Source organism: Methanomassiliicoccales archaeon (assembly GCA_038740345.1).
GTDB lineage: Archaea > Thermoplasmatota > Thermoplasmata > Methanomassiliicoccales > UBA472 > JAJRAN01.
Map to the genome: position 1 here is coordinate 25765 of JAVYMA010000009.1, position 12338 is coordinate 38102.

Genomic DNA, 12338 nt, shown 5'->3' on the forward strand with positions numbered 1-12338 from the left:
TTGCACTTTTTTATGCTCCTCGGTACTTATCCTTAGGAACTCTAATCTCAAACCTAGCGCCTTGGCCGTACTTTCCACTCTCTTTGATCGAGATCCCTGTGACGGAAAGTATCTCTCTCGCAAGGAACAACCCTCGGTCAGATTTAGGGGAAAGGCCTAGTTCAAAAATGCGCTCCTTCATGTCGGTAGGTATTCCTACACCATCGTCCTCGTATATGAGTAGCAGGTCTTCCTTGTCTTTCTCTGCTCTAAGGGAAACCCTTCTTACTCCATTTCCATGCTTCAGCGAATCATCTAGGAGATTATAGAATACCTTGACTAGCATGTGGTCAGCGAAGACCTCCACGCCATTAACTCGATTGACCATTTCCACATTCCCCAGCCCAAGCTTTAATGCGGCTTGTTCAAAGGCCGCCCTAACACTCTGCCATGAGGGCCCTCTGACTCCGATTTCCTCATAATCTCTGGTGAATTCCATGTCATTCTGTATAGATCTTAACATCTCAGACATCTTTTCCGCGTTCCTGCGACACTCCTCATCTGGGCATTTTCCTGCCTGCATACGCAAAGTTCCTTCTAAAACCATGAGCCGGTTGAGGATATCATGCCTGGTTATCTTGCTTAGGAGCCTAAGCTTGCGATTCGCCTGAAATACGAACTCCTCCGCTCTTTTCCTCGCCTCGTTTTCTTTAGCTAGTTTCTCATTAACTTGTTTCAGGGCCGATTCATAGCGCAACCCTTCTTCTCGCAGATATGCGACTATCAGAGGAATTATGATGAGGGGAAAAGCTCGAACCACATCATCAGTGAAAAGCCTGAGGTTCTGAGCTGCAAGGTCCGATGCCAGGAGAACGATCACCAAAACGACCGCGACCAAAACCCCTTTTTTTCTCCACCAATAAGCTGCCAATATGGAAGGAATATAGAAAAAGTGGGTGAAAAGAGTGCCCTGTTCGAGGACCGTGTGGAAATACCAGGTTAGGAGAATAGCGGCTGCTATCAGGCCTGCTATTATGAATATTTTCTCTAAATCCTGGCTTTTTATTTTCATCCCCTCTAGCTATTTTATGTTGATTTATGAATGTTAAGCACTAATTTTCTAATATGATAAGCTGTCTAGCTCTGGTGCAAATGTTTGGCCAATACCTGCTCCAGTTTTTCAAGGGTAGGAACGCCACCGTATAGCTCGAGCTTTTGATTCACAAAGAGCGCTGGGGTCACTGCTTGTCCATACTTGTCGAAGAGCGGGATTATATCTGACATGAAGCCATAGCGCCGCGACATCATGGCGTCCGTAGCATGAACCAGCTCGATATCAGCCTCGGCATGCAGTCTTTTTAGGGCCTCCTTTATGCGCTCGAAATAGACTTTATCATGTGCGGCAAGCTTAGGGTTGCAGCAGGCGAATGAAAGCAAAGTGAGCCTCAACTTCTCAACCATACAGATGCCTCCCCACTTTTCTAAGATTTTCCACGCCGTATACGTCAGTCTCCATCATAGGCACATAGGTCTTGATCAGATTAGGGAAACGTCTGTCGATCTCCTCTAAATGCTTTTTTTGCGTCTCTCTCCTCTTCTCCAGAAACCAATTGCCCTGCAGGACTTCCAGAGGTATCACCTGATTCACAATAAGAGAGGGTACCATTATACCGAAGCTCTTCAGGTCATCAATGGCGCGGGATGTCTCTTCAATAGATAACTTTTCAGGTAAGGTGACGAGAGTAAAGGCGGAGACAGCTGCATCTGCCAAGCCCTTTACCGCCTTATCATATCTTTCCTTTTCCATGCTTAAATCTTGGATCATGTCCTCGTCATAAACGAATCCCAGGACCTCGGAGAGCTCCTTTCTGTTCCTTATTTGATTCGCTATATAACTAGACCAGTCGAAGGGCATGCTCAATTCTCGAAGAGTATGGCCGGTAGGGGCAGTGTCGAATACGAGCTTATCATGCTCGGTGTCCTGCATAAATGAAACGAACTGATCAAATGCTGCTATCTCTTCCGTGCAGGGTGTAGAGAGCAGCTCGCTGCCGAAAAGCGTGGAAAAACCCTCTAACATTCCAGTCATGCGGCTTTGGAACAGACCCATGGCCTTCTTGGGGTTGATATTCAATCCGCTCAAGCGGCAGGAGCAGTTAATGGGAGTGACCTCGGTCTCACTGATCCTCTGCTCGAAGGTGGCGGACAAGGAGACAGTTGGATCGGTAGCGATTATTAGCGTCTTATAGCCATTATCAGCCAACCAAAGGGCGGTTGCGGCGGCCATCGTCGTCTTTCCAACACCGCCCTTTCCGCCAAAGAATAAGAACCTTTTCTCTTTAACTAGGTCTATCATTTCTTTATACTCAGTCATTGTACTCCTCACATCACACTCGTAATACCATAATGATTCTTACGATTACATTGGTCAAAGCGAATCAATGTTCTCTGATAGGTTGAAAGGGGCTTCGTCGTGACACCATCTTTCAATATTTGTTAATGCTTTGGATGCCTATGTCAAAGGGTTAAATTGTGAAGCGAGAGCTTTATGGCTCGACGCTTCAGAATGCGCGGAAGGCAGAACTCTTAGCCCCACAAACTGGACATACGTCTGGAGCTTCGCCCTCTACTGTCCAACCGCAAGTGGAGCATATTTGCACTTTTGCATCTCGCCAGTCCTTTCCCTGATCAACGAGCTCCTTTGCCTCTTCATACATTTTTTTGTGTACCTTTTCAGCTTTATAAGCCCACTCGAAAGAAGTATAAGCTATCTTCTCTCCTTGCAATTTCGCGGTCTCCATATAGACGGGGTACATCTCCTCCACCTCGAACTTCTCCCCTTCCACCGCTACAGCTAGGTTCTCGGCGGTTTTTCCCACTCCAAAAGGAGCTTCCGCTGCAACCGCTCCCATCTTCCGAGGCGAGCGTCTCATATGCCCGCTAGCATGAATCTCTTCCGCAAAGGCCACCGCACGAAACAGTCGAGCTACGTTTTTGAATCCTTCCTTTTCTGCAGCATCAGCATATATCAAATATCTCATGTGAGCCATCGATTCCCCTGCATAGGCATTGTGCATGAATTGTTCCGTCATGGCGTGCATCTCGCAACCTCCAGTCTTCTTCCCCTCACTTAATGAACGAATATATAGAGCTTGTTTAATGAGTTTTGAAATCCAGGAAATAAATTTCTTTTCAGAATTCCTTTATTATTTTATTGTTTCATTATTATATAATTTAACGGGCAGGAAAATCACAGCGAAACCTATTATTGACTTCTGCCGTCAAAGCCCCTCACAAACAGATGTGGTTTTATTCATGATATGTCTGTCATCACAATTCACCACAATTTTCCATATTGATATAAGGATAATATTAAACAGAAAGGGCAATTAAAAGGTATACAAAAAATATGAGCAATTATGCCAAGGTGATCTGAGAGAAGCCAATTTCACTCTAACTCTAACTCTATTGCTTCGAATGTAAAATTCTTGACTACGGTTATCTATCAGCGCTGTAAGCTCTATAAAACATCTCCATGAATCGTTGACAAAAATGTCAACGCTGACGGAACTTTGCTTTATCTTTTCAAAAATAAATGTTAGTTGAAGAAGATGAAGCGAAGAATTACCATCACGGTTTCGGTTTTGATTGCGCTAGGACTAAGTCTAGCTGGCATCGTAACCTTGATCGGCGAGGAAGCGCAATCATCCATCAGTGAAACCTTCCCGGCCTTCAAGGATGTAGAAGATCTGAAGCGATATCTTCGCAGCTTTCAAAGGGAATGGACTGCATGGACATTAATGGCATCTGGAACCGCTGAGGATGCAGGAGGAGCGATAACTCATCATTCCCAAACGAATATCCAAGTGCAAGGAGTCGATGAGGCCGATATGGTCAAGACAGATGGCAAATATCTTTACATAGCTCAAGTTGACGCCATATCCATCGTCAAGGCTTATCCTCTTGATCAACTATCAAATCATTCCTACATTGATATAAAAGAGATCTTGCACTTAGGGTCGAATGAATCCGCCCTCATTAACGGTATATTTCTGATGAGGGGCAGATTGGTGGCGGTGGTTTCCATCGTCACCTATCACCACCATCCACATGATTATAATTTGTTCTGGAGAGAAGAATCGAGCTCAGAAGGGGAATCACCATTAAGGGACATGCCACAGGTTACATGTTATTGTAGTGGGATGGAGGAGCATTGTCTAGTGCTCTCTTTCTTCCTGCTCGACGGAATTCCTAATTTCTTGGGCTTCAAGGGAACATCTGGCCATTATGTGACCTCTAGAATGGTGGATGAAGTATTGTATTTGGTTACCCAACAATACGTATGGAGTGATACGAAGAATGTATCGATTCCTTGTTTATTCGAAAAGAACTCTGCCTCAGCCCTTGAGGCTAGCACGATTCGATATGATCCGGAGTGTAATGATCCCTATTCCTTCTTGAACGTATTGGCAGTTGATGTGATTAGTCTCGAGCACAGCCTAGAAAGCATATTAACTAGCTATTCCTCCCTTATCTACGTCTCCCCTAACTCATTATATCTCACTTTCCAGAAATGGAAGGAGAAATACGCGAGTACAATCAACATTTTTCCTTTAAGAAGTGGGAATCAGCCAATAGCATCCATCAACGATCCTTCTTTCACATCGATTTATAAGTTCAGTTTGCAAGGACTTAATGTTAAGTTCCAAGCGCGCGGGGATGTGCCGGGGCACCCGCTGAATCAGTTTTCTTTGGACGAGAGCAGGGGAATGCTCCGCGTGGCCACCACCCTGAGCTGGAGCAATCAGATGAGCAATGTGTACGTGCTTGATACCAATCTCAATGTTATTGGAAAGCTAGAAGGCTTAGCTCCTGAAGAGCGTATCTACGCTTGCCGCTACATCTGCAACACTCTTTACCTGGTGACCTTTAGGCAAATCGACCCGCTATGCGTAATTGATCTCACCGACCCCATTCATCCCATACTCAAAGGAGAGCTCAAGGTGCCTGGTTTCTCATCTTACCTGCATCCTTTGGATTATGGCCGCCTTGCAGGATTAGGAATGGAGAACGGCTCCGTGAAGATTTCTCTGTTCGACGTCTCCAATCCTGAGCATCCTGAAGAGATCGATTCATTTCTGGTGGGAACATGGTCTTATTCAGAGGCGCTATGGGAACATAAGTTTGTTATCTACGATCCTAACTCAAAATTTCTTATGATTCCGATTAGCTTTTATTGTGAAGAAAGAGGGAAAATGCTCAATGAATTATGCATCTTTGACTTCAGCCATGAAAATATAAAGCTTAAAGGAGCGATTTTACCTGAATCTGGAGAGCTCATCTTACGAGCTCAATTCATTGAGGACCATATTTATGCCATAACTGATAGGGCTATTTACGTCCACTCCATGGAGGACCTTGCCTTAGAAGCCATGCTCATCTATCGTGAGCGAGTACAAGGAGGCCTGTCATGGCACGCATTCGAAATCGTGGCAGGAGGGTATCAGGGAAGCGATGATCGGTGAAGGACAAGAAAAGAGGTTAAGCACAACCTATGCGCTTAACGACATGGGACCGAAGATGAAGGTGGAATTGGACAAAAGGGCGCTTTTCGCTTTGGCTTCCGATAGTCGCATGGAGATACTGAAGGCGCTCCACCTCCAAAGGCGTACGCTCGCCCAGTTAGCCGAACATTTAGGCATAGACAAAGCGGCGGTGCACCGACACCTTAAGAAGCTGGAAGAAGGAGGTCTCGTTGTTCGTTATGAGGATCACGGATTTGTCTATTATGGGTTGTCCTGGAAGGCTAGGGATGTGATATCCCCAGGGGAGAACACCAAAATAGTCATAATTTTCGGACTTTCTTTGCTTCTGGTCTGCTTCGCTGCCTTCTCGATTCTAATCGGGTCGGAAGGTTTCGGTCTTCAGGCAGGAGCCGATTACCTGACGCCTGAAACGCAGGCAGGTGGGGTTGATTCTCCACAAACTCCTTCTCAAATCACAATGGCATATGTGCTTGCAGGAGCATTTTCGATGGCGTTGAGTATCGTAATGATATATGCCGGCTTTAGGAAAATACTCAGACCTAAACAGAAATTTATATCGACAGGCGAAACCTCCCGACCGCCTACCGAACCCTTGTTTGATTAACATTATAATATATTAATATATTTAATCAAACATAATGAATAGATGGTGCCGGGTTGAAGTGGCGCAACCATTTTGAGATAGCCATGGCCATCGCCGAAGAACTTCAGTTGCCTCCTAGGCTGAAAAATATCCTCAAATTAGCAATCATCCAGCCCGATAGAGAAGCGGAAAAGGTGCTCCGACTGAATATCAATTTTCTGCCTCATCGGAAGAGAGTCCGCCACCATCGTCCTAGCAGGAGATTCTTGCGTCATCTGATCTGGAAAGCTAGGGAAGCCTTCCTCCAGGGGAGGGAAGAGGATGCCGTTTGGTGTTTAGGTCGTGCTCTTCACTATATTCATGATGGGAGCGTGGCCGCCGGTCCACTTTATGTGTTCCATCATCGCAGGGAAAAAGCTTTGGAAAAGAGGAGAGTGGATTTTCGCGCAGTAAGGATTGGGGCTGAACGCTCTCTGCCATCCCCTTTGTTCGTGGACATGTGCTTGCGTTTGATGAAGCCGAGGAGAGACCCCAAGGCATCGATGTATCAGGCCTGCATGCTCTCCTCTGCGATATCGCACGCAGTCCTGGCTTGGCCATGCCCTCAACTTGGCTTGAGGTATGAGCTCAAGCAGGCGGAGAAACGTCATAAGAAACTCATTCTTCCGCTCGCCTATGTGAGTTCATTTACCTCCTCTTTTTGCCTATTGATACTTGGCCAAGTACAGCTCTTACCTCTAACAGCTTTGTTAGCCCTGGGTATTTTGCGTCTCGACTCATCGTATTATTTTTACCAGAGGGAAGCGCAATGGTTCCAATTCGAACGTTAGAATGGGAGAACTTTTTAAGTTATATCGTTCTTAATTGTTTCATATGACCTCCGTCTCGGTGACATCAAGGGCGAGAGGTTTAGCAAAAGGATTGGAAAAAGGTAGATGCATCCTACACTGGATGAGCAGGGATCAAAGGGTCTCAGATAACCCCTCTTTACTATTCGCAATTCTAAAGGGAAACGAACTCCGCCTACCCGTCATCTCCTGCTTCTGCCTCGTTCCCAATTACTTGGAGGCGACTATAAGACAATACAGCTTCATGTTAAAAGGGCTGCGCGAGGTAGAATCCAGCCTGTTAAAGCTGGGTGTGGGGTTCCGCTTATTGACAGGGAATCCAGGAGAGGAGCTGTCAATCCTGATTAAAGAAGAGGACGCTGCGGCCCTCATATGCGATTTTGATCCTCTAAGACCAAAACAGTCCTGGAAAAAAGAGGTTCTGGGCTCCAGTGAGCTTTCCGTCTACGAGGTGGATGCGCATAATATCGTTCCATGCTGGATAGCATCATTCAAGAGGGAATACTCTGCAGGAACATTTCGCCCCAAACTCAAAAGCCAGCTATCTCAATATTTCCTAGAGCCCTTGCCGACCTTATCTCCATCGGTGCCCTGGAAGGAAAACGACATGACAGATTGGGAACGGGCTGAGCGCTCCTTAAAAGTCGGTCGAAGCGTTAAGCCAGTAAACTGGATAATACCTGGCGAAGAAGCCAGTCGAAAGGCGCTCCATTCCTTCATAGAAAAGGGGCTAATAGGCTATGCGCGGAGGCGAAATAATCCTGAGATTGATGGGCAATCGAACCTTTCACCCTATCTCCATTTTGGACAACTTTCGCCGCACAGGGTGGCTTGGGAGGTGACGAAGTCGTCAGCACCTGAAGAGGACAAATCCGCCTTCCTAGAAGAGCTTATAGTTAGAAGAGAGCTGGCGGACAACTTCTGCTTCTATTGCCCAAACTACGACTCCGTTGACTGCTTCCCTGAATGGGCGAGGGCTTCGCTGGAGAAGCATAGGCTCGATCGGCGGGAATATTCCTATGATGAGAAGGATTTGGAGGCGGGAAATACTCATGACCCCTTGTGGAATGCGGCGCAGAGGGAGATGGTCGTTCGGGGTAAGATGCATGGCTATCTGCGCATGTATTGGGCCAAGAAACTCTTGGAATGGTGCTCCAGCCCTGAGGAGGCGATGAGAGTGGCCATCCGTCTCAACGACCGTTATGAATTGGATGGACGCGATCCTAATGGCTATGCGGGTATAGCATGGTCCATAGGTGGGGTCCATGACAGGCCATGGCCCTCTCGCCCCATATTCGGGAAAATACGTTACATGAGCCTTACTGGGGCCAGGGCGAAGTTCGATGTGGATGCTTATATCCACAGGGTCGAATCGCTTTCATTATAGATCAATAGGCTCCGCGGGTCCAGGGTAGAGTACCCTGCCATTCTTCCATTTCGAGAAGGGATGAGGATTCTCGGTATGGACTGGAATAACCAGCTTTGGGTCTATCTCTTCCACAATCCTGAGAAGATCCTCCACAGAAGCATGGCCTGAGGCGTGGTAGCGATGATCGAAGACAGGCGTAGCTCTACCATCCATTACATCTATCCTGAAACCTTTGATGTTCATTCCGAATTTCTTTAACCATTGGTGCAAGCGCAAAAAGTCGATGACTTGCTCCTCATTATATATCTCGCTGCTTGAATAGATATATGTGCCACCTATTGGCCCAATATCTAGCATGTTTCCCATATCATAGAATGAAAAAGCCAGTATATAGCGGCCGGGATCAGCTGATATCTCCTTAGGATCCACGAGGGAATCAATCATCAGATCACGCGCAAAATTTTCAGCATTGCTCAAACTAGTTTTAAGAGCATCATAGGCTACAAGCCCCTCTAGATGGTTCTTCCCATCCGCACAGCCCAGGGCCCATAGATAATATATATCCTTGAAGGTCACGACCAATTGGCGATCGCTGGCAATTGCTATCGCCTTGAAAGTTTCCAGGCGCTCAAAATGCCGCGGTGAGAAGTCGGCAACAATCAACCCCTTCTCATTTTGGACGTCATGGAGGCATGTCTCCCTTACTGAAGCTTCGCTCACAATTTCTTCATGAGACCTGCTAGTGGTAGTACCCTCTATTATTAATACAACAGGGTCGAGGGATGCCGCCTTTCGCACAAAATCCCAGGTGCTATCCGCTTGAGTGCCATGGGAGCGAAGATCGCCCGTGTAAACAACATACCCTTTCTCTGTATTTATGGCATAGGCCGTGGAGCCGAATATGGAATGGTCCACAGGAAAGGATTCGAAATCTAGGTCCAACGTATCCTTATTAAATAGTCCTCCTCCTTCGATCACTTTGTTCTTGGCAGAGGATTTTGACCAAAGCTTCGTTAGGCTTGGCGCCCAGTCTTGTGTCAGAATTATGTCCCTACCATGATAGGCCTCGCGACTACCATATGATATCACCCTACCTTCCCGACTCCTTGAAGAACCTACATTGGTATAGGCACATTGCGACTCGAAACCGCCCTGGTCCAAATCCCTCATGGCCTTCATGATGGCTGCTGTGATAGGAGAACAGACCATCGGAACCTCTAATGCCAGAAGCGCGGCATGCCCCATATGGTCCATGTGTGCGTGGGACACCATTATCGCAGCCAAGTCTAATTTCGGGGCCTTACTCAGATTCAGATCGTCAGGTATGACATCATGGCGATAATTTTGTATGAAGGGCACAAGATGCATTTGGACATGGTCGTGAACCCCCCTACAGCTGCGGGGTTGAAGGAACTCTTGATAGTAGTCACCAAGCTTATGATAATTTATTCCGAAGTCAAGGAAAACACCTGTGCGTTTCCCCTTCTTTTCGAAGGAAAGATGTATCTTATTGCCTCCTATGCAGTCAGCACCATCGAAAACGATTAGGCGTGCCAATATTCACCCACCTTCTCTAGACTCGACTCGTCCTTACATATCTGCCTTTTCTTGATACTTTTCATAGATAATATCAACTCTATGGATACTGATACCGATTATTCATAGAATCGATTCTTTGCCTTGAAAGGATGAGCATGCTCATAGCCCTCTAAGGACTGAATGTAGTCAGTATTCATGAGTATTCCACTAGTTCGCGATTGCATGCCTTTTAAGTGGGAACGAATCGAGCCCAGGACATGGTAATTTGAGCGATAGAACTCATGGTCGAGGATGATGTGGGAAGCGTCTTGGTCATAGACAAGGGTGGGCGCCTGGTTGGCATGTTCACGGAGCGTGATTCGCTTCGTCATTACTTCGACTCCCGTTCCAAATTCCTGTATCAAAGCGTGGACCAGGTAATGACCAGTCCCGTACTGACAATTACTCCAGACATGCCCTTGGAAGAAGGCCTTCCACTCCTGGCGCAAAGAAAAATCCATCATCTCTATGTATAAGACAAAGATGGCAGGGTGATTGGGTGCCTCGCATAGCAGGATCTTTTCCATTATTTCTCCATCGCGTTGAAAGGGATGAAATTCTTCTAGCCAGATTAGCCAGTAAGAAAGTGATCCTGTGTCACAAGGACGAAGCGGGGACCAACATTGTTATCTATCGGCATCCTGGTTCTTGACCTCATGGAGCATATGACCTTCGCCGAGAAGGTACTTTCGCGTGCCAGTGGTAGGCGTGCCCAAGCTGGAGAAATCGTAACGGCCAAGATAGACCTGGCCATGTCGCATGAGAACTCCCTTTTGGTGCTGAAGGCCTTTAAAGAGATGGGGGCTGAGAGCATCTGGGAACCGAAACGAGTAGTGATTCTCTTCGACCATCGGGTGCCTGCTAGCACTATTAAGGCCGCTGAAGGGCACAAAATCGTACGCGAATTCGCACGCTCCTCAAAGCTGCCTTACTTCTATGACCTTCGGGAGGGGGTCTGCCATCAGGTGCTCCCGGAAAAAGGGCACATCATGCCGGGGATGCTGGTCGTAGGCACGGATTCGCATACCACCACTTACGGCGCTTTGGGCGCATTCTCCACTGGCATTGGCGCAACGGAAATGGCCTCAGTATGGGCCACAGGAGAGCTATGGCTCAGGGTTCCGGAGACGTTGCGGTTGGTGTTGAGCGGCCCCCTTCCTGCATGCACCTCCGCCAAAGACGTGGCCCTTAGGATAATCGGGGACCTTGGCGCGGACGGAGCAGATTATCAATGCGTGGAGTACGTTGGTCCAGTCGTTGATGGTTTTTCAATCTCCAGTCGTATGGTTCTTTCTAATATGAGCGTAGAGATGGGCGCCAAGGCAGGCATATGCTTTCCGGACAGGAAGACGCTCGAATTCGTCTCCAGCCGTACCAATCTTCCTATCGAGCCAGTGTACTCCGATGTGGATGCCCCGGTAAGAGAGATAGTGGAGATGGATATGTCCTCTTTGGGGCCACAGGTGGCTCGACCTCAGGCCGTGGATAATGTGGTGGGAGTAGAGGAGGTCGTTGGGACACCTATCGATCAGGCATTCATTGGTTCTTGCACTAACGGCCGACTTGAAGATCTTCATGAGGCAGAGCGAGTCCTTCGCGGTCACAAGGTCTCGGAGTCGGTAAGGATGATCGTAGCTCCAGCATCCAAAGAAGTGTATTTGCTAGCCTTAGAAGATGGTACGTTGGCATCGCTTGCACGCTCAGGCGCTATCATCTTAAATCCTGGTTGCGGACCGTGCCTAGGAGCGCATGAAGGACTCCTGGCTTCAGGTGAAAAGTGCATATCTACGACCAATCGCAATTTCAAAGGAAGAATGGGCTCTCCTCAGGCAGAGATATATTTAGCTTCGCCTGCTACCGTGGCCGCCAGCGCTATTAAAGGGGAGATCGCTGATCCCAGGGAGGTCCGCAAATGATAGAGGGGAGGGCTTGGAAGTTTGGAGACCACATAAACACCGATTTGATAATACCGGGGAGGTACTTGGACGATCCCAGCCCAGCTAATCTGGCAGCTCATGTCATGGAAGACGCTGATCCAGATTTCCCTCGCTTAGTAAGAAAGGGGGATATCATCGTCGCGGGGCGTAACTTTGGCTGCGGCTCCAGCAGGGAGCAAGCGCCAATGGCTTTGAAGAGCGCAGGCGTCTCCGCCGTCGTGGCCGCCAGCTTCGCTCGGATTTTCTACCGCAACTGCATCAACTTGGGTTTGCCTGCGATAATCTGCCCGGAGGCCGTTTCTCTTGTCAGCACTGGGGAGGTTATCGGCATCGACATGACCGGGGGGGAGATGAGGTTGGCTTCAGGGGAGAAGGTCCGCTTCAGACCCATTCCACAGTTTCTAATCGCTATTTTAGATGCAGGAGGATTGGTGCCTTATACCAGAGAGAGGCTTAGGCAGGGGCAGAAAAGCTGAGGATGTTCTGATATTGGCTTTT

General features: G+C 47.7%; 12 protein-coding genes. 7 read left to right on the forward strand and 5 right to left on the reverse strand.

What is annotated here, in order from left to right; genetic code table 11:
* Nucleotides 1-10: 10 nt before the first annotated feature.
* The 4 genes from QW520_04460 to QW520_04475 form a co-directional block, all read right to left on the reverse strand.
* Complete coding sequence (locus tag QW520_04460; protein MEM0449053.1) at nt 11-1051, reverse strand: sensor histidine kinase; 1041 nt, start codon at nt 1049-1051, stop codon at nt 11-13.
* 65 nt (nt 1052-1116) lie between these two features.
* The gene (locus QW520_04465) at nt 1117-1440 is read right to left on the reverse strand and encodes a thioredoxin family protein (GenBank protein ID MEM0449054.1); all 324 of its coding nucleotides are present in this window, start codon (nt 1438-1440) and stop codon (nt 1117-1119) included.
* Nucleotides 1433-2353 (reverse strand): TRC40/GET3/ArsA family transport-energizing ATPase, encoded by a 921-nt coding sequence (locus tag QW520_04470; GenBank protein ID MEM0449055.1) that lies wholly within the window; start codon nt 2351-2353, stop codon nt 1433-1435. Before QW520_04470 ends, QW520_04465 begins: the two co-directional genes overlap by 8 nt.
* 187 nt (nt 2354-2540) lie before the next feature.
* Nucleotides 2541-3080, reverse strand: a complete 540-nt coding sequence (locus QW520_04475; GenBank protein MEM0449056.1) for a rubrerythrin family protein — start codon at nt 3078-3080, stop codon at nt 2541-2543.
* A 510-nt stretch (nt 3081-3590) separates the two neighbouring features.
* On the opposite strand from QW520_04475, the gene QW520_04480 reads away from it, so the two are divergent.
* The 4 genes from QW520_04480 to phrB are packed head-to-tail and all read left to right on the forward strand — an operon-like array spanning nt 3591 to nt 8343.
* The gene (locus QW520_04480; GenBank protein ID MEM0449057.1) at nt 3591-5504 is read left to right on the forward strand and encodes a beta-propeller domain-containing protein; all 1914 of its coding nucleotides are present in this window, start codon (nt 3591-3593) and stop codon (nt 5502-5504) included.
* Nucleotides 5494-6129 carry a winged helix-turn-helix domain-containing protein gene (locus tag QW520_04485; protein MEM0449058.1) on the forward strand — a complete coding sequence of 212 codons (636 nt, stop codon included), beginning with the start codon at nt 5494-5496 and terminating at the stop codon, nt 6127-6129. The genes QW520_04480 and QW520_04485 overlap by 11 nt, the downstream gene beginning before the upstream one ends.
* A 53-nt stretch (nt 6130-6182) precedes the next feature.
* Nucleotides 6183-6938, forward strand: coding sequence for a hypothetical protein (locus QW520_04490; protein ID MEM0449059.1), 756 nt, complete (start codon nt 6183-6185; stop codon nt 6936-6938).
* A gap of 43 nt (nt 6939-6981) precedes the next feature.
* Complete coding sequence (gene phrB, locus QW520_04495) at nt 6982-8343, forward strand: deoxyribodipyrimidine photo-lyase (protein MEM0449060.1); 1362 nt, start codon at nt 6982-6984, stop codon at nt 8341-8343.
* On the opposite strand, the gene QW520_04500 is transcribed toward phrB, so the two are convergent.
* Complete coding sequence (locus tag QW520_04500) at nt 8338-9882, reverse strand: MBL fold metallo-hydrolase RNA specificity domain-containing protein (protein ID MEM0449061.1); 1545 nt, start codon at nt 9880-9882, stop codon at nt 8338-8340. The genes phrB and QW520_04500 overlap by 6 nt on opposite strands.
* Before the next feature lie 263 nt (nt 9883-10145).
* Here QW520_04500 and QW520_04505 point away from each other — a divergent pair, with 263 nt between their 5' ends.
* From QW520_04505 to QW520_04515, 3 genes are all read left to right on the forward strand, one after another.
* Nucleotides 10146-10379 carry a CBS domain-containing protein gene (locus QW520_04505; GenBank protein MEM0449062.1) on the forward strand — a complete coding sequence of 78 codons (234 nt, stop codon included), beginning with the start codon at nt 10146-10148 and terminating at the stop codon, nt 10377-10379.
* 180 nt (nt 10380-10559) lie between these two features.
* Complete coding sequence (locus QW520_04510) at nt 10560-11819, forward strand: 3-isopropylmalate dehydratase large subunit (protein ID MEM0449063.1); 1260 nt, start codon at nt 10560-10562, stop codon at nt 11817-11819.
* Complete coding sequence (locus QW520_04515; protein ID MEM0449064.1) at nt 11816-12316, forward strand: 3-isopropylmalate dehydratase small subunit; 501 nt, start codon at nt 11816-11818, stop codon at nt 12314-12316. The genes QW520_04510 and QW520_04515 overlap by 4 nt, the downstream gene beginning before the upstream one ends.
* Nucleotides 12317-12338: the final 22 nt, after the last annotated feature.

Coding starts and splice junctions, on each gene's coding strand:
- QW520_04460 (MEM0449053.1), bottom strand. CDS start 1,051: ATGAAAATAAAAAGCCAGGATTTAGAGAAAATATTCATAATAGCAGGC.
- QW520_04465 (MEM0449054.1), bottom strand. CDS start 1,440: ATGGTTGAGAAGTTGAGGCTCACTTTGCTTTCATTCGCCTGCTGCAAC.
- QW520_04470 (MEM0449055.1), bottom strand. CDS start 2,353: ATGACTGAGTATAAAGAAATGATAGACCTAGTTAAAGAGAAAAGGTTC.
- QW520_04475 (MEM0449056.1), bottom strand. CDS start 3,080: ATGCACGCCATGACGGAACAATTCATGCACAATGCCTATGCAGGGGAA.
- QW520_04480 (MEM0449057.1), top strand. CDS start 3,591: ATGAAGCGAAGAATTACCATCACGGTTTCGGTTTTGATTGCGCTAGGA.
- QW520_04485 (MEM0449058.1), top strand. CDS start 5,494: ATGATCGGTGAAGGACAAGAAAAGAGGTTAAGCACAACCTATGCGCTT.
- phrB (MEM0449060.1), top strand. CDS start 6,982: ATGACCTCCGTCTCGGTGACATCAAGGGCGAGAGGTTTAGCAAAAGGA.
- QW520_04505 (MEM0449062.1), top strand. CDS start 10,146: ATGGTCGAGGATGATGTGGGAAGCGTCTTGGTCATAGACAAGGGTGGG.
- QW520_04510 (MEM0449063.1), top strand. CDS start 10,560: ATGGAGCATATGACCTTCGCCGAGAAGGTACTTTCGCGTGCCAGTGGT.
- QW520_04515 (MEM0449064.1), top strand. CDS start 11,816: ATGATAGAGGGGAGGGCTTGGAAGTTTGGAGACCACATAAACACCGAT.